At 49.4% G+C, this 21,322-nt stretch carries 22 protein-coding genes, 1 tRNA gene and 1 pseudogene; 8 read left to right on the top strand and 16 right to left on the bottom strand.

The genetic code is table 11. The features are described from left to right. Nucleotides 1–548, top strand: a pseudogene (locus IQ256_RS11345) (glutamine synthetase type III); the annotation flags it as partial. A 221-nt stretch (nucleotides 549–769) separates the two neighbouring features. Then, a complete protein-coding gene (locus IQ256_RS11340) occupies nucleotides 770–1,843 on the top strand; it encodes a class I SAM-dependent methyltransferase (RefSeq protein WP_193855655.1) in 1,074 nt (357 codons plus the stop codon). 17 nt (nucleotides 1,844–1,860) lie between these two features. Here the strand turns inward: IQ256_RS11340 and IQ256_RS11335 are convergent, their stop codons facing one another. Next, complete coding sequence (locus IQ256_RS11335) at nucleotides 1,861–2,526, bottom strand: phosphoribosylanthranilate isomerase (RefSeq protein ID WP_193855654.1); 666 nt, start codon at nucleotides 2,524–2,526, stop codon at nucleotides 1,861–1,863. A gap of 262 nt (nucleotides 2,527–2,788) precedes the next feature. Between IQ256_RS11335 and IQ256_RS11330 the strand changes: the two genes are divergently transcribed. Both IQ256_RS11330 and IQ256_RS11325 read left to right on the top strand, forming a co-directional pair. Then, nucleotides 2,789–3,997, top strand: coding sequence for a site-2 protease family protein (locus tag IQ256_RS11330; protein WP_193855653.1), 1,209 nt, complete (start codon nucleotides 2,789–2,791; stop codon nucleotides 3,995–3,997). A gap of 57 nt (nucleotides 3,998–4,054) precedes the next feature. Continuing rightward, nucleotides 4,055–4,645: a Uma2 family endonuclease gene (locus IQ256_RS11325; protein ID WP_193855652.1), complete on the top strand. Its 591-nt coding sequence runs from the start codon at nucleotides 4,055–4,057 to the stop codon at nucleotides 4,643–4,645. On the opposite strand, the gene IQ256_RS11320 is transcribed toward IQ256_RS11325, so the two are convergent. The 10 genes from IQ256_RS11320 to IQ256_RS11275 form a co-directional block, all read right to left on the bottom strand. After that, nucleotides 4,596–5,360: a lipoate--protein ligase family protein gene (locus IQ256_RS11320; RefSeq protein ID WP_228024785.1), complete on the bottom strand. Its 765-nt coding sequence runs from the start codon at nucleotides 5,358–5,360 to the stop codon at nucleotides 4,596–4,598. The two genes, IQ256_RS11325 and IQ256_RS11320, sit on opposite strands and share 50 nt — an antisense overlap. Next, complete coding sequence (locus IQ256_RS11315; RefSeq protein WP_193855651.1) at nucleotides 5,308–5,673, bottom strand: hypothetical protein; 366 nt, start codon at nucleotides 5,671–5,673, stop codon at nucleotides 5,308–5,310. Before IQ256_RS11315 ends, IQ256_RS11320 begins: the two co-directional genes overlap by 53 nt. Before the next feature lie 21 nt (nucleotides 5,674–5,694). Further along, nucleotides 5,695–6,165, bottom strand: coding sequence for a YbjN domain-containing protein (locus IQ256_RS11310; RefSeq protein WP_228024784.1), 471 nt, complete (start codon nucleotides 6,163–6,165; stop codon nucleotides 5,695–5,697). 251 nt (nucleotides 6,166–6,416) lie between these two features. After that, nucleotides 6,417–6,980: a GTP cyclohydrolase I FolE gene (gene folE / locus IQ256_RS11305; RefSeq protein WP_228024792.1), complete on the bottom strand. Its 564-nt coding sequence runs from the start codon at nucleotides 6,978–6,980 to the stop codon at nucleotides 6,417–6,419. Between the two features lie 379 nt (nucleotides 6,981–7,359). Next, nucleotides 7,360–8,121, bottom strand: a complete 762-nt coding sequence (locus tag IQ256_RS11300; RefSeq protein WP_193855649.1) for an SDR family oxidoreductase — start codon at nucleotides 8,119–8,121, stop codon at nucleotides 7,360–7,362. 128 nt (nucleotides 8,122–8,249) lie between these two features. Continuing rightward, on the bottom strand, nucleotides 8,250–9,224 hold the full coding sequence (locus IQ256_RS11295; RefSeq protein ID WP_193855648.1) for an acetyl-CoA carboxylase carboxyltransferase subunit alpha: 975 nt from the start codon (nucleotides 9,222–9,224) through the stop codon (nucleotides 8,250–8,252). 95 nt (nucleotides 9,225–9,319) lie between these two features. Then, nucleotides 9,320–10,339 carry a long-chain acyl-[acyl-carrier-protein] reductase gene (locus IQ256_RS11290; RefSeq protein ID WP_193855647.1) on the bottom strand — a complete coding sequence of 340 codons (1,020 nt, stop codon included), beginning with the start codon at nucleotides 10,337–10,339 and terminating at the stop codon, nucleotides 9,320–9,322. A gap of 211 nt (nucleotides 10,340–10,550) precedes the next feature. Further along, entirely contained in the window at nucleotides 10,551–11,246 is a 696-nt protein-coding gene (locus IQ256_RS11285; protein WP_193855646.1) for an aldehyde oxygenase (deformylating), read from the bottom strand. A 298-nt stretch (nucleotides 11,247–11,544) separates the two neighbouring features. After that, complete coding sequence (locus tag IQ256_RS11280) at nucleotides 11,545–12,675, bottom strand: hypothetical protein (protein WP_193855645.1); 1,131 nt, start codon at nucleotides 12,673–12,675, stop codon at nucleotides 11,545–11,547. 160 nt (nucleotides 12,676–12,835) lie between these two features. Continuing rightward, complete coding sequence (locus IQ256_RS11275; protein WP_193855644.1) at nucleotides 12,836–13,336, bottom strand: DUF4112 domain-containing protein; 501 nt, start codon at nucleotides 13,334–13,336, stop codon at nucleotides 12,836–12,838. Between the two features lie 236 nt (nucleotides 13,337–13,572). On the opposite strand from IQ256_RS11275, the gene IQ256_RS11270 reads away from it, so the two are divergent. The 3 genes from IQ256_RS11270 (at nucleotide 13,573) to IQ256_RS11260 (ending at nucleotide 14,530) form a co-directional block, all read left to right on the top strand. After that, nucleotides 13,573–13,797: a hypothetical protein gene (locus tag IQ256_RS11270; protein WP_193855643.1), complete on the top strand. Its 225-nt coding sequence runs from the start codon at nucleotides 13,573–13,575 to the stop codon at nucleotides 13,795–13,797. Nucleotides 13,798–13,876: 79 nt separating this feature from the next. Then, nucleotides 13,877–14,314 carry a PPC domain-containing protein gene (locus IQ256_RS11265; RefSeq protein WP_193855642.1) on the top strand — a complete coding sequence of 146 codons (438 nt, stop codon included), beginning with the start codon at nucleotides 13,877–13,879 and terminating at the stop codon, nucleotides 14,312–14,314. A 143-nt stretch (nucleotides 14,315–14,457) separates the two neighbouring features. Further along, a tRNA-Phe gene (locus IQ256_RS11260) sits at nucleotides 14,458–14,530 on the top strand. Nucleotides 14,531–14,770: 240 nt separating this feature from the next. Here the strand turns inward: IQ256_RS11260 and cysK are convergent. The 5 genes from cysK to IQ256_RS11235 form a co-directional block, all read right to left on the bottom strand. Further along, on the bottom strand, nucleotides 14,771–15,718 hold the full coding sequence (gene cysK / locus IQ256_RS11255) for a cysteine synthase A (RefSeq protein WP_193855641.1): 948 nt from the start codon (nucleotides 15,716–15,718) through the stop codon (nucleotides 14,771–14,773). Nucleotides 15,719–15,751: 33 nt separating this feature from the next. Next, entirely contained in the window at nucleotides 15,752–16,186 is a 435-nt protein-coding gene (locus IQ256_RS11250) for an Rrf2 family transcriptional regulator (RefSeq protein ID WP_193855640.1), read from the bottom strand. A 202-nt stretch (nucleotides 16,187–16,388) separates the two neighbouring features. Continuing rightward, a complete protein-coding gene (locus tag IQ256_RS11245; RefSeq protein WP_193855639.1) occupies nucleotides 16,389–17,933 on the bottom strand; it encodes an iron uptake porin in 1,545 nt (514 codons plus the stop codon). 923 nt (nucleotides 17,934–18,856) lie between these two features. Beyond that, the gene (locus tag IQ256_RS11240) at nucleotides 18,857–19,819 is read right to left on the bottom strand and encodes an SDR family oxidoreductase (RefSeq protein WP_193855638.1); all 963 of its coding nucleotides are present in this window, start codon (nucleotides 19,817–19,819) and stop codon (nucleotides 18,857–18,859) included. Nucleotides 19,820–19,960: 141 nt separating this feature from the next. After that, nucleotides 19,961–20,065 (bottom strand): PetM family cytochrome b6-f complex subunit 7, encoded by a 105-nt coding sequence (locus IQ256_RS11235; RefSeq protein ID WP_071776904.1) that lies wholly within the window; start codon nucleotides 20,063–20,065, stop codon nucleotides 19,961–19,963. 191 nt (nucleotides 20,066–20,256) lie between these two features. On the opposite strand from IQ256_RS11235, the gene pdxA reads away from it, so the two are divergent. Next, nucleotides 20,257–21,321, top strand: a complete 1,065-nt coding sequence (gene pdxA / locus IQ256_RS11230; protein WP_228024783.1) for a 4-hydroxythreonine-4-phosphate dehydrogenase PdxA — start codon at nucleotides 20,257–20,259, stop codon at nucleotides 21,319–21,321. Nucleotide 21,322 lies beyond the last annotated feature (1 nt).

The raw sequence follows: 21,322 nt of genomic DNA, 5'->3' as shown, positions 1-21,322 counted from the left end.
CCGATGAGGGGCACAAAGAGGCGCTTGAGCAGCGGGGGCTTTTGAATATTCCGACGACAGCCGATGCCCTTCCCTACCTGAAAGATTCCAGTGTCGTAGAGCTGTTCAAGACCACAGGCGTGCTGTCTCCCACCGAGCTAGAAAGCCGATTTGAAGTCTACGCCGAGCAATATATCCTTTCTATTGAGGTGGAAGCAAAGCTAGTCATAGATATGGCCAAGACGCTGATCTACCCAGCGATAATGCGTCATCTGAGCGAAGCTGCAGGCGCGGTTGCAAATCTCAGCAATATTGGCGTCAGCGTCGATAAATCGCCGGTCGAGAAGGTAGCGGGTCTAGCCAAATCGCTGTTGGACGGCGCTAATGAGCTAGAGGGTGCGATCGCCAAGCATGACTTTGGATCTACCGAAGAGCACATGGCCTACTGTGCGGGCACTATTCGCGACATGATGAACGCTGTTCGCGAAGCCGCAGATACTCTCGAAGGTGAGATTGCCGACGACTTGTGGCCGCTGCCCACCTATGAAGAGATGCTCTTTATCAAGTAAGGCGCTTCACCGTACAAGACTCTTCGGACAATATGCAGCCGAGAAACGCTATCAAAGCCATCTCTGACGAGGTGGCTTTCTTCATGCTTACTGTTTCTATTTCTTAAAGTCCTTATTTCCCCACTCATTTCTCACTATGGAAGCAAGCAGGTTTCGTAACATTCTTTTACAATATGAGTACTTTCCTCACTGAAAAATAAGCATTAGCCAACGCAAGTTCTATGCCAGACACACTTACAAAGACCGCATATCAAACCTTCCAGGAAGGCAAAAAGTACTTCGGCGTTGCTCATAAAACCCTTAGTACTCAGCTACTCAACGTCCTTTCTGGCACAAAGCGAGAAGAGCCTAATCCACCCGATCCTCAGCTTCTCCTGCTGATGCAGAGCAGAATCGACGCCCTTTTAGAAGCAGACTGGCAAGATGCGGAAGACGGTATCTATCCCAAGCAGGCACTCTTCGAAAATCGCTGGGACGACTTTTTCCGCTACTACCCAGAGCTATGGCTAGACCTGCCAAAAATTTGGGACAGAGCTACTAAAAAGCGCTATCAAGACTTTAGTGAGGGTATCGACATCAGCGGATATCCTAGCTACTACGCCCAGAACTTCCATCATCAAACAGACGGCTACTTTAGCGATAGCTCTGCTCAGATGTACGATCTGCAAGTTGAAGTGCTCTTCAACGGCACCGCCGCTCCCATGCGCCGTCGTATCCTAGCGCCGCTAAAGCAGCATTTAGCTCAGATGGAGATGCCCATTGGTGAAACACCGCAGCCAGTCAAAATTCTGGATATTGCCTGTGGTACAGGCAACAGTTTGACCTGGATAAACCAGGCAATTCCCCAGGCCGCTCTGTATGGCGTCGATCTCTCACCTGCCTATTTACGCAAGGCCAACGAAAACCTATCTGGCATCAAAGGAAGGGTTCCAGCGCAGTTAATTCAAGCTAATGCCGAAGAGCTTCCCTACATAGACGAGTTTTTTGAAGCGACTACTAGCACCTTCCTTTTCCACGAGCTGCCTGCTGAAGCGCGTCAAAACGTCATCGACGAAGCGTTCCGCGTGACTAAGCCCGGTGGTGTCTTTGTGATCTGCGATTCGATTCAAAAGATCGACGCGCCTGAGTTTGAGCCGCTGATGGAAAACTTTCCAGTCATGTTCCATGAGCCCTACTATCGTCATTACATTGGTGACGATCTAGTTGCCCGTCTAGAGTCGGCAGGTTTCACAGACGTGAGCACGACTACTCACTTCATGAGTAAGTACTGGATAGCGATCAAGCCAGTTGCGTAGAATGACGTTTTAGCGAGCTAAGTGTTGTTGTATGTTCTTAGCTGGTCGAATAGTTGAGCAACCTTTGATAAGTCCTTGTTCCCTGGTGACCTCTCTACTCCGCTAGAGAGGTCAATGCCGTTGGGCGCAAGCTGCGTAAGCGCAGTCAGAACATTACCTGGGTTCAGACCTCCAGCCAAAAACCAAGGTCGATTTGGTGAAAAGGATTGAAGCGATCGCCAGTCCAAAGTTTCACCTGTGCCCCCTAATTGCTCAGGATGATAGGCGTCTAGCAGCAAGCTATCGACACAGGCTTCGTAGCTGAGCGCGGTCTCTAGATCTTTAGAGGTGCGAACTCGAATAGCTTTGACAATCTTCACAGCAGACAGATCAGCCTGGTTTAGGACATCGCGCAGCCGCTGACAGGTGGCTGGCGACTCGTTGCTGTGGAGCTGAATGACGCCTAGACCCGCTGTCTTGGTGACGTTGAGTATCTGTGGAAGAGGCGCATCTGCGAATACGCCAAAGTGCTCGATCTGGGGGGCGGATCTAGAAACGGTGGCAACAATCGGAGCGATATTTTCAGCTGAAATATACCGGGGCGATCGCGCCACGCAGATATAGCCAAGTGCTGTTGCCCCTAGACTTGCGATCGCCTGCGCTTGCTCTACTTGGGTAATCCCACAAATCTTCACCTGTAACATTGCTTTCCTTGGCTTTAACTCTCAGACGACTCAATCTAGACTTTCCTCTAGACTTTTCAAAAGTGCTTTCCAAAAATGACCCTTAGCTTATAGCGCTAGCCTGATAAGCAGGTCAGTAGAATCCCGGATGATAGACGGTTATCCCCAAACGCATCAGCCGTAGACCATCGGCATGTTCAGTACAATAGAAGCATCTAAACAGGTTTCATAAACCTTTCTTCACCAATACCGAACAACCCACACCGAAGGAAAACGCTCCATTATGCAGACAGGCTGGCGAGTAGGCTCTCTCTTTAACATCCCACTATTTATCGACAACTCCTGGTTCTTTATTGTGCTTTTTATCACCCTCTCGCAGGGTGGCGATCCCAACCGGATTGAGCTTTTGGGTGTAGGTGGCGCGTGGGCAGTTGGCTTTATCTATGCGATGCTGCTTTTCGGCTCTGTTTTGCTGCATGAGCTAGGCCATAGTTTAGTGGCTCAGTCACAGGGAATCACGGTCAATTCGATCAAGCTGTTCCTATTTGGTGGCGTAGCTTCTATCGAGCGCGAATCCAAAACGCCCGGTGGCGCGTTCAAGGTGGCGGCGGCTGGGCCAGCCGTTAGCATTGCGCTGTTTGTGCTGCTAACACTCTTGGGAAATGCGGGTAGTTTACCGCCAGTTGCTAATGGACTCGTTAGAGAGGTTGCACAGGTCAACTTAGTATTGGCCTTGTTCAATCTGCTACCGGGGCTCCCTCTAGACGGCGGACAGATTTTTAAGGCCGCTGTCTGGAAAGCTACAAATAGCCGAACTACAGGTGTGAGGTGGGCTGCTAAGTCTGGTCAGGTAGTGGGTTGGAGTGGGCTTTTGCTAGGTGCGATCGCCTTCTTCTCTACGGGCAGTCTATTTGCCGCCCTTTGGCCTGTGCTCATCGGTCTATTCATCTTGCGAAATGCGGGTGCCTACAACCGGATGAACACCCTGCAAGAAGAGCTGGCTAAGCTCAAGACTGGCGATGCGGCCATTCGCGACTTCCGCGTTCTCGATGCCAACATGTCACTGCGACAGTTTGCCGATGAGTACCTGCTTGAAGACAAGACAGCGCCCGTTTATTTTGCCTCTTCTGATGGTCGCTATCGAGGCATGGTCACGGTCGAAGACTTGCGTCAAGTAGAACGCAGCGAGTGGGAATATCGCAATCTGCACAGCATTGCTCGCCCCCTGCTAGAAATTCCTCACGTGGACGAAAACACTCCGCTAACCGAAGCAATTCAGACCCTAGAAGACAAGCAAATCTCTCGTCTGACTGTGCTGACGCCAGCCGATGCGGTTGCAGGCACCTTAGATCGAGGCGACATCGTTCGCGCCGTCGCTAGAGCGCTCAAGCTACCGATCACTGAGCCGATTATCGCCAAGATTAAGCAAGATGGCGTCTACCCAGCAGGCTTGCAGCTAGGGGCGATTGTCCAGTCTATTGAAAAAGCCTAGAGCTACAAGCCTGCTTCTGGGCATTAGTCGAACATCGAAGAAGGATGAAATAGCGCCATGGCGGTCACGACTCAGAAACTTACTTTTGAGGAATATCTTGCTTATGAGGATGGTACTGATACGCGCTATGAGCTGGTGAATGGAGAGTTGGTAGCGATGAGCTTAGGAACTGGAATACATGCATTCATTATTAAGTTCCTAGCCGCTCAAATTGCTATCGTACTGTCTGACTTGGATGAGCCTTACGAAACATTCTCTGGATCGATTGGGGTGCGATCGCCTAGAGGCGGACGACTGAATACTTCTAGAATTCCTGATATTACTGTTCTGCCACTAGAACAAGCAAAACAGCTTCTCAACCGAGAAGCGATTATTGGCTTTGATCAGCCACCGCCGCTGCTCGTTGTCGAAGTGGTTAGCCCGTCTACAAAGAAAGAAGATTACAAGGCTAAGTGGACAGAATACAGCGTTCGTGACATTCCAGAATATTGGATAGTTGATCCGACAGATGAGATGATCACTATCTGTGTTCTAGAAGACGGAATGTATACGTCAAACAAGTTTCGAGGCGCTCAGAAGCTGCGATCGCCTATGCTTACTAATTTTGGTCTGAGTGCTGATGAGATCCTGACAGGTGGGTTGTCATAGCGCTTTTCCGATCTATTGGAGTTAGAACCTGAGACTCTAGCTCGATGCAAAAGCACTTCATAGCGTCTTTCACCAAAGTCTCTGTGATTTGAGCCAAGCCACTAGCTTTCCGATAGACGACTGAGAGGTCAGGCGTTAGCATTTTCTCGCCAAAGACTTTTTCATACAGCTTGCTATCTGGCTGCAATCGCATAGAGCCATGTTGCAAGACGCAGCCCTCACGATAGACTTGAGCGCTACCAATTAGCTTGTAGCCATCGTTCATGACGAGATCAGCAGCGGTGGCCGTGCCAAAGCAGTTTGGATTCTTGATATAGCCTCGCTTGGCATTGCCGAAGCTAAGCTCCACGCCTAAGTCTCGCCAGCCTTCGATCAAAAATTGACACAGTTGCTGATACGTTTCTTTCCGTGAACTTTTAAAGCCTGAAGTCACCAAAGCGTAAGTTAGATCACCTTGGTGTAGAACGGCTCTGCCGCCTGTTGGCCTGCGAACTAGGTCTACAGACCGACCTTTGTATTCTAAGTTCTTCCAGTGGTCTGGAAACTGATGCTGGTGATAGCCTAGCGAAATTGTGGGCGATCGCCATGTATAGAACCGCAAGCAAGGCGGCTGCAGCCCTTTCACATGCTGATCTAGCAGCCAGCTATCGATCGCCATTTGCTCAGCGCCTGCTGCGCTCATCAGCGGTATCATTCGCCAGGTATCGTGAGCCATTTCTATTAGTTCGCTTGAACAACGGCCACAAAAGCCAGATGAAGAGAGTCGTTTCTGCTAATGCGTTCAACATATTGAGAGCAAGCATACTTACTTGCCACGCATCTGGTTGAGAAACGGGAGGAAAGACGTTGGCGATCGCCCCTTCTCCAAAATTACCTAGAGCTGCTATCGAAACCAAATAAATCATGTAGGCCAGTACAGCAACTCGCTTGGTTCGAATGAGCAGCCGAAGCAGGAAGACTAGCTTTGCGAGCGAGATTCCAGTTGCAACAACTATCAAAATAACTGAGATAGGAAAAGCAAAGCTCATATAGACAGCCCCACAAAAAGACTACGCTGCCGGATAGTTTTTCAATAGCTCTTCGTCATTGTCATCTGCGATAGAAGCCACAATCGTCATCAGACGAGAAATCTCGCTAGGATTGATATCCATTAGAGTCCGCGCTGAAAATACAACGACACTATCGTCCAGTAGGCCAAAACAGGCTTCAAATGTGCTGCCACAGTTCATCTCTAGCAGCTTACGCATCATAGCAGCCTCGTTTTGAACCGGCAGTTGATGTACAGGTGACCAGACCGTCAACGTATCGTCATCCGTTTCACCCGAAAGCTGCACATATACATCCACCGAACCGTACTTGAACTTCCATAGGTGTCCATCTTCAGAATGATTCACCATTGCTGTGCCTTCTTGCTCCAGGCTAGAGATCACTGTCTCAATCACGTCTAAAGGAGAAGTCATGTCTTCTTCAGAACTATCTTGAAGGGCTGAAAGAGACTCAGCAGCAGGCGCAGTAGTCATATCAATAATTTCAAATACAAACAGCTATCACAACTCTATCGCTGCTCTCCCGAAAAAGAAAGCCATAGCATCTGACAGGCTGATTAGAACATCCATGTCGGCTAAGAGCCTTTAGCTACCATAGGTAACCTTGACCCACAAGCGTCCTAACGAGTCGAAACATTGCTATATCTTTCCTCGGTAGAGCAGATAGTAGCAGCCATAGTTAGTCGTAGTTAACCCCGATAGATAGGTAGACTCGATAGCGAGCTTTAATAATTAGCAAATCCAGGCTGATGACGAATCAAACTTAAAAACTCCTCACGGGTCTTCGCGTCTTCATCAAATACGCCGACCATAGCGCTAGTGACAGTCCAAGACCCTGGCTTTTGAACACCGCGCATAGCCATACACATGTGGCTCGCCTCCATTACAACCGCCACACCTAAAGGATCGAGAACTTCTTGTACGGCTTCAGCAATCTGACGATTCAAGCGCTCTTGCACCTGCAGTCGGCGAGCGTACATCTCTACAATCCGGGCTAGTTTACTCAAACCGACCACCCGCTGATTGGGGATATAGGCCACATGAGCTCGGCCCATAAAAGGCAGCATGTGATGCTCGCACAGGCTGAAAAAGTTGATATCGCGCACTAGCACCATTTCATTGTGGCCTTCATCAAAAATGGCATCGTTGACAATGGTTTCTAATGACTGGGAATAGCCCTGAGTTAGAAAGCGCATAGCTTCAGCGACGCGATGAGGCGTCTTGAGCAGACCTTCTCGTTCAGGATCTTCTCCGATGGATAGCAGCATGGTGCGTACGGCGTCCATCATTGGGCCATTATCTTCATCAGGGCTAATCTTAGAAGGGCGACGAGGAATGACTTTGCCGTGCTTGGTCTGGCGATCGGGACGCACCTGATGGTTAGAGAGCTTATCGCCATTAGCGGCGCTATTGTCCAATACGCTCTCACTAAAATCGCGGCCATCAATGCTCGAAATCCCGTCGGAAGTAGTCATAGAAAAGGTCCTCTTAAAACCCGAAATGAAAGTAGTAGTGGTAGTAGTAGTAGTGGCGAGACTAAAAAACAGGTAGTGGAACTGAGCAGTTGAGTATAAAGTTCGACTATGAAGTTCTTCTGTAGGCCAGCACCGATAGGAAGCAAATTAATGGCTTGTTCACTGGCTATGAGTCACTGGTCACGCTCATAGGCTACAGCGCGCCGACGCTAGGCGTGATGGTCAAATGAGAAATGACTGCATTAGCAGGTAGCAAAGCCGTCTGCAAAATGGTTTGGGCAACGGTTTCTGGGGCGAGCATAGCCGACCTATCAAAATTGGCTTGAACGGTGTTGGTATCCCAAAGGGGCGTGTTGACCGCTCCAGAAGATAGGGTGACCACTCGAATACCGTTAGTAGATTCTTCAGCCGCGATCGCCTTCGACAGTTGCACCAGCGCTGCCTTGCTGACGCCATACGCGCCCCAGTTTGGAAAAGCTTGCTGAGCAGCAATTGAGGCGATGTTGATAATTAATCCTCTAGACCGAGATCGCATCCCTGGTAGAACTGACTGCACCATCTGAAAAACGCTAGTCACATTTAGCGCCATCACCCGCTGCCAATCGGCTAGGGGCATATCGCCTATGGGTCCGGTATATCCCATACCCGCACTGTTCACCAGAATGTCAACCGGGCCAAAGCGCGCGATCGCAGCCTCCACTGATGCATTCACTTTCTCACAATTGGCTAGGTCGACCGCAACCCCTTCAGCCTTCACGCCCAAAGCACCTAGCTCTTCAGCCAAAGTGAACAACTTGCCCTTCGATCGAGCCATTAGCAGCAGGTCAAATCCTGCTTGAGCAAATGCTCTGGCTGTTGCTTCCCCTATTCCAGAACTAGCACCAGTAATTAAAGCACTGCCTAGAGAGTGACCATCAGAATGATCCGATGGTGGGATTTTTCGACTAGCTGGCATAGGCTTCAAAGCTAGCTAATTGCCTTTTAGTAATTAGCCACAGAATATGAGAGAGTTCAGCACTACTATTAACAAATATTAACTTTATTCATCCCGAATGGGAAACGCAGCCTCAGCCAGAAGACACCTCAGCTAGAAAACACGCCAATCTGACGGAACTTGTCATAGCGCTGGTTGCGGCGCTGCTCCGAGCTCATTTCTAATAGGGCGTTGAGATTTTGTGCTAGAGCCTGCTGCAAGGTGTCTGCGGCTTCAATAGGTGCAGCATGGGCACCGCCGATTGGTTCGGGCAGCAGCTGATCTAAAATGCCAAGCTTTTTAAGATCCCAAGCGGTCACTTTTAGGGCATCAGCAGCCTGAGGCGATCGCGCCGCATCTTTCCACAAAATAGACGCGCAGGCTTCCGGGCTAGCCACGTAGTAAACAGAGTGCTCGAACATCATCAGGCGATCGCCGACGCCAATGCCCAAAGCACCACCAGAGCCACCTTCACCAATTACCGTACAGATAATAGGCACATCTAAACGAAACATCTCGCGTAGGTTGTAGGCGATCGCCTCGCCCTGACCCATCTCTTCTGCTTCAAAGCCTGGCCAGGCACCGGGCGTATCAATAAAGCTAAAAATCGGCATGCCAAAGCGATCGGCATGCTCCATTAGCCGCATGGCCTTGCGATAGCCGCCAGGAACCGGCATGCCAAAGTTGCGCGCTACATTATCTTTGGTGTCACGCCCTTTCTGATGACCCATCATCATCACCGGGCGGCCCTGAAAGCGAGCAACGCCGCCGACCAAGGCGAGGTCGTCTTTGCCAGATCTGCGATCGCCGTGTAGCTCTACCCACTCATCGCTAATTGCCTGAATGTAATCTAGGGTACTAGGCCGACGCGGATGCCGAGCCACCTGAATGCGCTGAGCCGGAGACAGACTCGTAAAAATTTCTTGACGCAGCTGCTGAGCCCGCGATTCTAACTGATGAATCTGGTCAGACACGTCAACATCATTATCTTCAGCTAGCTCACGAATCTGAATAATTCGCGACTCTAACTCGGCTAGTGGCTTCTCAAAATCCAGTAGAATTGGCCGGCGTTCAGTCGTTACCATAGGGGGTTTAAGGGCTAAATAAAGGGTCCAGTCAAAAGCTGAACCAGACGCTCAGCTAGCGGTACTAGCGTATCGCATTTGTAGCAACCACTACATCAGGTCAGCAGCGGTTTAAACCCATGCCGCCTAGACGCTTCGCCGATCAAATCCATCTTCTCTAGCGTGATTTGATTACGTCCCCAAGAGAAATTGGTATGCAGCTTTTCAAACTCCAGCAGCATAGATTCTGCAAAGCAAGCAAATAGCTGACGGCCCGGCACATCCATATTCACAATATTCATGATGTGCCAGTCGATATCTAGCATGTGCTCTACGATGCCACCTTTAAGTACCGTAATACCCGGATACGAAAACGTCGCGTCCATATTTTTTGGATAGCCACCGTCTACCATCAAGCAAGGTTGCTTCAGCGTCTCTAGATTCACTTCCACACCCTTGGGCATGCTAGCGACCCATACCACCACATCCGCCTGAGGCAGCGCTTCATCTAATGTCTGCACCCGGCCAAACTTGAGCTCTGCCTGCAAGTTTTCCAAACGCTCTTGATTACGAGCGACTAGCAGCAAATCCTTAACACCTGTGCGACCCGTCAACCAACGACAGACTGCGCTACCAATATCTCCTGTCGCACCGCAGACTGCAACTGTCGCCTCGGTCAGATCAATACCGAGACCGGGCGCAGCATCCTCTACCTGCTTGCAGATCACATAGGCTGTGTGCGTATTTCCAGTCGTAAACTTGCTAAAGTCCAAATCCAAGTTCCGAACCCGCTTGATTTGCTCTAGCTTGAAGTTCTCAAAGATGATGGACGAAAAGCCGCCTAGCGCTGTGATGTTAATCCCTTCTTTTTGAGCATGCGCCATCGCATTGAGGATCTTGCGAGTGGCAGCTTTGATCCGCCGATTCGCCAGCATCTCTGGCAAAAAGCAAGACTCGACATACTTACCTTCGATCGTTTGCCCCGTAGCGCTCACTACTTTGAAGTGATCGACGACTTGCGGCGGGGCACTACACCAAAAATCTAAGCCTTGTTCTGCGTATTCAGGGTAGCCCAGCTTATGAGCGACGGACTTAGCATGTTCTAGGCTGGTGAGATGACCAATTAAACCAAACATTCAGGAGTTACTAACGGCTTGTGCGTTAAAAGAAAATGGATACTTCGCTACGTGCATCCTAATTTTTATTCCGTCCTGCTGGTCAGTAGCCCCAAAATCAGAGGAGGCCAGCTTTGAAAGGAAAGGAAAGGAAGCAATACTGAAATAGTAAAAAGCTGCAAGCGACTCCATGCATGGAGTCGCTTGCAGACACCGCATAGACACTAAGCGTCTACGCAGAAGCAAGCCCTTGAGCAGATAGGCGCATCACATCACGAGCACTAAAACCGATATTGGAAAGCGCCTCACCATAAGTGATCATAAAATCTTCAACCAGGGCGTCTTTCTCCATGCCAAGAACAGCCGCGTCATCTTCTACCTGGTTAAGCATCTTCCAAACCAGGGGAAGATTGGCGCGGTTTGCAGTCTCTAGCTCGGCCTTGGATGCCTCAAAGTTTGCTTTTAGCCACTCTTCTCCAAAGTTCAGATGCATGTACTCATCTTTGACGACGCCTTCTGTAATTTTGCGAGCAAAGTCGTCTGCGACTGGAATGTAGATGTTGTAGGCAGAAATAGCAAAGGTTTCGATAATCAAAGATTGAATCAGCAAGCAGGTGACCATCTTGCCTTCGGCTAGCGCTGTTTGAAAATTGTCGTGGAGCTGAGCGAAGAAGTCTCTAGCAAAGGGCATATCAGGGGTAACGCTGAGGTTCCTACTACAGGCTTGAAACCCTTTCATGTGGCGATTTTCCATGCGAGCTAGCTTGAGCAAGTCATCCTTGAAATCACTTAGGTGCTCCGATAGTTGCTTGTAGTTGTTGTTCGCTTCTAGCTCACCCTCGATTACAATCGCGTTGATCCGACTGTAAGCGTCTTTATAGGTTTCACTTTGGAAATCCATTACTGGGCTAACTTCAAGGGTTTGCATAGCTGTACTATCCTAGGTTGCATTAAACGTGTTTGATCCATTAGACCCCTGACGGCAAACGCTCAAGAGTTCTTAATAGTTCTTACCAATCTCTGTCCTTACTAGCCTATCAGAATCATCCTAGATAAGGAGTAGCCTAGGGTAGGAAATCTGGTATGAGAATTATTGATTAATTGCGATGATCGCTATAGGCCAGTCGATATTTTTAGGAATGGTGATAGCTTCTAAAACAGCGTAGGCCGATTAGGAAACAGCTACGATATCGGATTGAGCCTAGAAAAATGCATTCTGCTGTTTGCTATCCCTCTTCTACACTCATCTCATCAGAGAGTATTCTTAGCCTGATTTGTCTAGAAGTGGCGCTGTTGGTTTCACCTAGCTGTACTTCGACTACCTCGCTACAAAGAGGACTGAGCACCGCTAGGAGCGATCGCAGATTGGGTGTGCTTTCACCGCTGTCAACAAACACCCGGTCCGAGAGCTTGTTCATCCGCTTCCAGGCAGTGTATAGCTTGACGGCAGCCTGCTCTAGCTGAGTCGCCTGATTGACTAGATCAGCAGTGGAATTTAGACAGCCGACTCTCATCGCTTCGTCTAAGGCCAGCTCTAAATCGACCTGTTCAGGATCTAATGTCTGCACCTGCGTAGCCGCCTCTATATAGCGAGATAGGTATTTAGCTTCGGCAGTCACCTGCTTTAGGGTATCGACATCAGGGTTTTCGTCAACTTCATTTTTTAGCGTCTGTTGATGGCTTGGTGGCAGCTTTTCCATTTCGCGCACCATCGGCGTTAAGTAGCGAGTGGGAATGGTCTGATCAGAGACCTTCGCACGGACAGACTCGGGCACCAGGCTTGAGTTCATGGCGGTCCATTCATCCGACAAGCTGCGAACTTCTTTGCGGGTAATTTGATCGCCTCGGCGGGCGGCATCGCTGACAATTTGCTGCACCTCTGGAGAAGCCTGAGCAGTCTCTAAAAAAGCACGTTTGCTAAAACGGTTGACATCTTGAGTCTCGATCAGGCCGTCTTCTAGCATTTGATCGGCGCTGTTAGCGAGATCGATCAAGACGTAGGCTTGGCTTTTGCTCAAGTCTCTATCTTTTAGCCAGTTCAAAAAGCCAGAACCACTTTTTGACGAAGAAGCGTTGGAGGAGGCGTTGGACCTGGAAGTTTTAGTGTCGCCGTTAGAAAGACTATCGGCGCTGTTGTGAGCCCCTCTTTTCTCGCGATCGCGCACTGCCCTCAAAATTCGCCCGCGCCAGATATCGGTTTGCAAATCAAAGCGATCGCACACCTGCCAGGCCACTTCTACTCGCTGATGAAATTCATAGTCCGACAGATCGCTGTCCACCGCTGGTACCGCAATCCCCAAATCTACTGACTGGTCTGACTCAGAGATATCTACGGTAAACTGCTCAGCGGTCGTCATTGAAATACCTATACGAAGAAAGCTATGCGAAGAAAGCCCCGACTAGGCAAATAGAAACGCTAGTCAAAAAGAAGCCGAATTATTATGACACGCACCCACGCCAAGTTTGCGAGTGATTGGCTAGCTAAGGACTTGGCCAATGCAACCAAAGCTCCCCAGCCTATCGAAACAGCAACGCCCATACCTGGCTGACCACCCATACCGATAGCGCAGCTACACCAACAACCAGCACTACCAACCCTACAATCACAAGCACTGCGAATACCTTATCCGCTGCTCGGCTCGGCTTAGGCGCAGCTACATGCTTTTCTATCAGCGCTACATTTTGACTATTAGCTTTCCAACCCACATCGAACAGATCGCCTAGCACAGGCACCATGCCACTGAGGACATCGAGCAAAATGTTGAAACTCATCCGTCCTAACGTCTGTGCCGGCAGACCCATCTTCGCTGCCTCAAATACGATATAGACAGAGAGTAAGCCCGTCACGACATCTCCCCCACCTGGCAGCAGTCCTAGAATCGGGTCGAGGCCCACACGAATATCTGAGCCTGGAATGGCGATCGCTTTATCCAAGACATGACTCATCTGCTGCAAGCGTTTAAGCGAAGCAGGCGCTATGTCAGGCTTGTTTACAGAAGAGCTATTCGGCAAAGACATAAAAAGGAGCCATGAGAATGGGGCAGCGAGTATCTATTGCTGGATTTTGCTAAGCTAGCGCGATCAACCGCTCGAACCTTCACTCTGAAGACATGATTTTCACCTTCAATGCATAGAATTTGAAGATGTATAGCTTCTGCCTGGACTTTGCTATAAATAGGTCAAGGTACAAAGTTCTTAAATTATGGTTCAGCGTCTGTTTGCTAGGCTAGACGGCAAATCATTCTAACCGCATCATGGCAGATCCCACTACTCAGACGTGTTCCGTTTGCAGCGTCAAGATAATCACTGGCACTGCAGGAGGCGATCGCGTCATCTTCTCTACCGGCCCTCAGGGCAGCCGAGCCAAATTATGGGCTAGAGTCTGTCAGTACAATAAAAAGGCTGGATGCATTAATGAACAGGGGAAGAATGAAAGCATCAGCGCGGATGACTACTACAAAGATGCACCTTCTACCTAGCTCTTCTCAAAACTCTGACTGCTAGTGACCCTGGCCGCAGCGCTTGTCAACTTGATCTAACGCAATCTAGCTAAATTCTATGAAACCGACTAAATTCCTAGCGATCGCAGTTCCGGCCTTCCTACTCACAGCTGGTCTGGGTACAGGCAAAGCTGCCGCTGAGCTATACAATCCACCCGTCATTAACGGCCAAGAAGTCAATGACACCCTTTCTAGTAGCGATATCCCCACTGGTCTAGGTGGCTTTGCCAAAGACTATGTTGTCGATCTAGAAGCAGGCGATCAGATCACCGTCGATGCCATTTCAGAAGAATTTGACACGCTAGTCATGTTAATGGACGCCAATGGCATTACCGTCAGCGAAAACGACGATGGCCCCGACGGCAGCACCAATTCTCTGCTGTTCGCCAGAATCAGTGAAGCGGGCAAATACACTATCCGCGTTCGGTCCTATGCTGGCGAAGGCTCTGGTCCCTTTTCGATCAAAGTCGCCCGTCTACGTCCAATCGAATTCTAAACAAACGCTAGATCGTTCAGACGGGTTGACAATAAAGACGTTTCAAGGGGTGTGCTGCCGACGTGGAACCGTAAAACGCCTTGGAAAAATGTCTTGCTACCGTCCCCCTATTTTGTTAACTTAGATAGGCGCAAAACGCGCAAGCCGGGATAGCTCAGCTGGTAGAGCAGTGGATTGAAAATCCTCGTGTCGGCGGTTCAAGTCCGCCTCCTGGCATCTCGATATTTATCAGAACCCTGAGCCCTGTGGTTTAGGGCTTTGTTTTAAGGTTCACTTTAGAGCGCATCGGGTCGAAGCCGTTGTATAGCAATCCGCTGATGCATCAGTGGATTGCTATGTGCTTAGCGCTATATGGGGCAAGAGCTACAGCTTCTAGATATGGCTTAAGCTAAGCGCGGATTACTACAGAGCTATAGCCACCGTACAGATGCGAACGATGCAAGCTATAAGAGCAACCTACCCCATCGGCTCAGGATCTTGAAACAGCGGCGTACTTAAATATCGCTCGCCAAAGCTAGGCTGAATCATTACAATCAGCTTGCCTGCATTTTTAGGCCGTTTTGCGATTCTTACCGCTGCACACAGAGCCGCACCGCTAGAGATTCCAGAGAGAATGCCTTCTTCTCTAGCAAGGCGTCTACCGAATGCGATCGCCTCGTCATCCGCTACCGTGACCACTTCATCAATCAGCTCCTGTTTCAACACCTTTGGCACAAAGCCAGCGCCGATTCCTTGAATCTTGTGCGGACCAGGCATCTTGCCAGACAGCACAGCACTATTGACAGGCTCTACTGCCACTACGCGAAAGCTAGGCTTCCGCTGTTTGATTACTTCGCCAACTCCGGTAATGGTGCCGCCCGTACCTACACCCGCGACCAAAAAATCCACCTGACCTTCAGTATCCTGCCAAATTTCTTCCGCTGTCGAACGTCGATGGATTGATGGATTAGCAGGATTGTCAAACTGCTGCAGCATATAAGCATCCGGGAGCGTATCTACCAAGGTCTGCGCTCGCTGAATACAGCCGCTCATCCCCTCTATGCCGGGCGTAAGTTCTAGCTCTGCCCCATAGGCTCGCAGCATTGCTCGCCGCTCAGAACTCATCGTCTCTGGCATCGTCAATACTAGTCGGTACCCTTTCGCCGCCGCTGCCATTGCTAGCGCAATTCCCGTGTTTCCCGAAGTCGGCTCTACTAGAGTCGTTTTCCCTGGGACGATATCGCCTGCTTTTTCAGCCGCCTCGATCATGCTGATGCCAATCCGATCCTTTACCGAAGCCGACGGATTCATCCCCTCTAGCTTCACCACAATCTGAGCGACACATCCCTCACTTTTAGGGATCCGATCTAGACGCACCATCGGCGTACGCCCGATCAGCTCAGTCATATTATTCGCAATCTTCATCACAACCCTCTCCTCATTGCCAACGGCTAATAGCTATATGTAATACATCAGATCAACCTGCTGTCGAGCGTTGCGCTTGTCCACTAGATCTTGCAGCGTATATCCTTCTAGCACCGACTCAGCCGATCGCCGCACCTCTTGCCAAACTTCACTGACCACCGCGCCTTCTGTTGTCTGTGGCGACTTCACTTCTTTAGCCTTGGCATCAAACCCTTCAATACAGCTCACCACATCTAACAGCGTTACTTTCCAAGGCTCACGAGTCAATAAGTATCCGCCCTTCGCCCCTCTTTGACTCTTGACAAATCCACCCCGACGCAGCGTTGCTAATAGCTGTTCTAGATACCGATCGGGAATCCCCTGCTCTGCTGCAATCTGACAGATTCTTAACGGTTCACCCTTGCTGTAGTGCAAACTCAGCTCTATCAAAGCCAGCAGCGCGTACTCACTTTTGCACGATAGTTCCACAGCTATTTAGGGGAGAAGGACCAGCCAAGATGCAGGCCAGTCAACAAAGGTTTGGCCCAACAATTTCTAGTATACTCCGGTTCCACGGTGGGGATTGTTTCTTTAGAGAATGCAACAAAAAAGGCTCTACAAATCTGTAGAGCCTTTTTCGCTAACTTATCACTTCTTCAAGGTCTAGAACCTATCTGAGGTCACTCGAAGTTTAGAAATTGAAGGTAGCGCGGAGAGCACCGTAGATGTTCTCGCTGTCATCACCGGAGTCGTTGTCAGCGTAGATTACAGCAGGCGTAATCGAGAAGTACTCGTTAAGACCTAGCTGATAGTAAGCTTCTACTACCAAAGGCTCATCCTCATCATCAGGCAAGATAGTGCCGTAGAGACCGAGCTGATTGCCAGCACCGAAGAGGTCAGGCACGGTGACACCTAAACCGTAAGAGTCTTGGTCGCCGTCATCAGAAGGCGAGTAGGCATAGTGACCACCTACTTCAACGCGGCCAAAGTCGAGATTTAGCAGACCTGCAATGGTGTAATCAGGAGTATCTAGCTCATCACTTTCGCCATCGATATAGGTAACCGCAGCATTGAACAAGCCATCTGTTAAGAAGTTCAACTGCGCGATGTAGCTGTACTCTTCGAAGATTCCGCCATCGTCGGTATTAACATTGCTCGCCTCGGAGGAATACCCAAGGTCTAGAACCAAGTTATCAGTGAAGGCAAAGTTTACACCAGCACCGAAGTTGCCGCCTGCGAACTGGTCATAGAATACAGGGCCACTGACATCAGCAACTGCAGGACCATCATAAGGAACGATAGTGCTAGTTACAAAATCATCAGTCACGATGCTGTTAGCCGCGATGATACCGCTGATACGATTACCAATCGGGAAGCTGTAGTAGACATCGTCTAGGCCAATATTGTCTTCAAAGCCATTTCGACGACCACTTTGGCTAGCTAGACCGCCTGCATTGACCAGGGAGCTAGCAGAGTCAGATGCCTGCAAACGAAGGCGTAGTCTATCTTCGCCAGTGAAGCTAGTGTCAAAGTTCAAACGAGCGCGATACTCAAAGGTCGCATCTGCTTCTTCTAGTGTGTCTCGAGTGGTCAGCGGCGTACCATCGGGGTCCGTAGCTTGGTTCCCATCGTCATCTAGCAAAGGAACTTCACCGTCAGCTTCGCCGAAAGGAACAACCAAATGAGCATCCACCTGACCGCGCAACTTAGTTGTTGTAGAGAACTGATTAGCTTCTAGCTCTGCAACATCAGCTTCTAGCAGGTCGGTGCGACCACGGATAGTTGCGAGCTCGGCTGCGAACTCTTCTTGCAAACGTCTGACGTCAGTCAGGTCACCGCCACCGATGAGCTGGATGACGACGTCCAAACATGCGTTCAAACCAGCGGCGAACTCGTAGCGAGTCATCGCACGGTTACCACGGAAGGTACGGTCAGGGTAGCCTTCTAAGCAGCCATACTCTTCGACCAAACGCTGTAGCGCTGTGAACGCCCAGTCACTTGCACGAACATCTGATAGCTCGGAAACGCTGGTAACCTGTGCGAGCTGAATAGGCTCTGCCACCATTACATCTGCGGCTTCAACTGTATCTGCTGCTTCAACCGCAACGCTTTCAACCGCTACACTTTCAACCAGATTTTCTTCAACCAGACTTTCTGCGGCTACGGCATTACCGGATACAGCTAAAACTGCACCGAAAGCAGCGGGCACGGCAAGCAATGCTTTCAAATTTTTCATTTTTCTCTTATTCCTCACACTAATAAGCAAAAAAGTTTGACCTTGTTTGCCAAGATAAAGGGCGGCAGTGGACACACGTACAAAGCACTCGCATGCCAATACTTCTTTAACTTATCGGCAATGCTAGCAGATCCTTTTGGCCAGATACAATCCCCCAGGACACTTTTTAGGCACTTTTTCTTAGCTCTTTTGAGGCATCCATTTTTTAGCCATCTATGGCTGACTGTATTCCGGCATAGATATCGAAGTGCTTTTTTGTAATGAAGCGTACTTGAGTCAGGCTTGTAGCGGGCGATCGCAGCTTAATACGTACACTTCTGCGGAAAAGATATTTCGTACGCTAGGCCCAATAGTCATCGGCTCAACTAGCAACCATCGGAATTAATTATCTAAGAACTGACACATCAGCTCGCCCTATTGATCACAAGTTGACAGGGCTGACACTATCTTTCCGACTGAACTCTTATGAGAAGGAAGTAAGAGTCTGTAGGACGTCAATTGTCAGAAAGTTTTCGACATCAATTTTCGCTAAGGCATTTTGCTTTAAAAAAACTATCCGCTCCTACCCTCAGAAGCTTGTCTCAATAGTTGAACAAGCATCTTTGGATAGGAGCGGTCTAGTCGGATCTTCAGGTCAAAAACCAAACTGCCGGGAGGAACCCTTTGCACCTTAGCTAGAACTGATGTTTTAGCAGGTCCTAGAGGACAGCCCCGGCACACAGCCGGCTTACATCAACCTGGAGACCCACGCACATATCACTAACGTTCATGGGCATCACCTCCTGTATTCCTAAACGGATTTTGTTTAGTGGACAAGCAACCTTGGCTGCTTGGCTACAAACATAACACGGTCTTACAAAAGTGTGTAGGAAAGCCACTGCAAAAATAGACTGCAGAAATCAAGAACCACCGGAAAACCAGCCCTAGAAGGGAACTTTTTTCTTAGCGTCGCGACCGCTCTCAAAATCAAGCTCCTTGAGCTTCTTCATAATGCGAGTAAAGTACTCTTGTAAGTAGTCTTCTAACGTCGTGATCTCACTTTTGTCGATGCCAAACGTTTCATAGACCTCTGCCATCGGCGCATCCATAGTGTTGCCGCTGGCACTCACCTCTGTAAACGCTAGGCGATCGGCCAAATCCCATGTCCACTGAAAGAAAGCCGCCACGTTACGAGCGCCTCTTAACAGAGCTGGCGGCATATTAGAAACGTTGGCATTCTGCTCAGAAAGACGCTCGCACAGCCTGATAATTTCGTACGCCCCCCAGGCTCTCTGGCCCGCCAGTGGGAACGTCTTGTTTTCGGCGGCAGGCAGCTCTAGCGCCTTGACCGCAAATTTGGCAATATCTTGGCTGTTCATATAGGCAATAGACCCCGCTTCGCCCATCACCCAAACGGACTGTCTTTCTAAGATAGGAATTGCGTACTGCCCTACTAAGCCCTGCATGAAGCCGCAGGGTCTAAAGATGGTGTAATTCAAGCCTGATTCTTTGAGGAAAGCTTCAACGCACTCTTTGATTTCCATCAATGGCACGTCGGGATACTCGCCTGCACCTAAAATAGAAAAGAAGATGAAGCGATCTACTTCGGCCTTTTTAGCAGCTTTTATCAGTGCAACTTTGCCATGCCAGTCAACATCATAGATGCCTTCTTTCTCAGCCGGACGAGACGTCGCCGCATCAATAACAGCGTTCACATTTTCAAAGCAAGGCGGCAGACTACCTGGCCCTGTTAGGTCTGCTTTGACTAACTGGGCTCCCCATTCTCTAAGAAAGCTTGCTTTTTGAAAGTTTCTGACAAGGCATTTAACTTCATAGCCTTCATCTAGGGCTCGGCGAACGATTTGCCTGCCTAAAGTGCCAGTTGCGCCAACGACTAGTAAGACCATGAGTTAAGGTAAACAAAACTTAATATGCTTCTCAGTTTAGCAGAAGTCGTCGCTGACACAAATATCTCCAGGACTGAATCAAGTGGGAGCCAGTCCTAGTCTTGTTTATAGTCTGAATCTTGTACGCGAAAGACGAATCGACTATTCTTCGCCACCTTGCACTTTGAGCATTAAAAAGCCAACGCTAAGGCCAACTAGAATCATGCCAAATACCAACACTGCCGTAGAAAAAATTTCGCCGCCCATATACAACTATCTCCTGTCTCTATAGTGAATATCTTTGAATATCAGGCTTATTTTAGAGCGTTTTGGAACCTCTCATGACATTGGTATCGGCAATCACACTTAATCGACATCCCTCAAACAGCGATAATTCAAAGGGTTCCAATAGTGAGCTAGCCGCACCCATAGCAAATTCTGCATCGACCGCTTTTCCTATGAAACCCCGTCTTTTAGTTACTTTGGGCGATCCTGCTGGCATCGGCTCAGAAGTTGTGCTCAAAGCGCTGAGTAATCCAGCCTTTTTAGAACGAGCAGATATTTCTGTGATTGGCGATCGCACCCTCTACCAAAGCGCTTATGCCAGCCTCAAGGCCACATACCCTCACCTTATAGAACCAAACAGCCTAAAGTTCATTGATATCGGCGTGTCATCAGCGATTACTGCCAAAGTTATCCCCGGACTTGAAAGCAGCCATAGCGGGGAAATCAGCTTTCGGACGCTAGAGCGCGCGATCGCCCGCACTCTAGACGGTGAGTTCGACGGTATTGTCACCGCGCCCATTGCCAAATCAGCCTGGCTCGCAGCCGGTCACGCCTACCCTGGGCAAACCGAACTGCTTGCCGAAATGTCAAACACGCATCGATTTGGGATGCTATTCGTTGCGAAGTCTCCGCAGAATGGCTGGGCGTTGAGAACGCTACTGGCAACCACGCATATCTCATTACGAGACGTGCCGCAGGCGCTGACACCTGAACTCATGACCTTGAAGCTAGAGCTTTTGATTGAATGCTTGCAAACAGATTTTGGCTTGAATGCAGCTAGGATTGCGATCGCAGGTTTAAATCCTCACAGCGGTGAACAAGGACAGCTAGGCGAAGAAGAACAAAACTGGCTAATTCCGTGGCTGCTTCAACAACAGCAGCGATTTCCGCATATCCAATTAGATGGGCCGATTCCACCAGATACGATGTGGGTCAAGCCCGGCCAAGCTTGGCACAGCTCAAATATCTCCTCGAACACAGATCCAAACACAGCTCAAAGCAAAGCGCACGACGCTTACCTAGCGCTCTACCACGACCAGGGATTAATCCCCGTCAAGCTACTGGCCTTTGACCTGGCCGTCAACACGACCATCGGACTACCCTTCATTCGCACATCACCAGACCATGGAACCGCTTTTGATATCGCTGGCAAAGGAATAGCGAGGTCACAAAGTACAGAAGCTGCGCTGGACTTAGCCATCGAGTTAGCTAACCAACGTCTGCAAAAATCAAAATAGC

Source organism: cf. Phormidesmis sp. LEGE 11477 (assembly GCF_015207105.1).
Classification (GTDB): domain Bacteria; phylum Cyanobacteriota; class Cyanobacteriia; order Phormidesmidales; family Phormidesmidaceae; genus Phormidesmis.
This window is presented reverse-complemented; position numbering and strand designations above follow the sequence as displayed.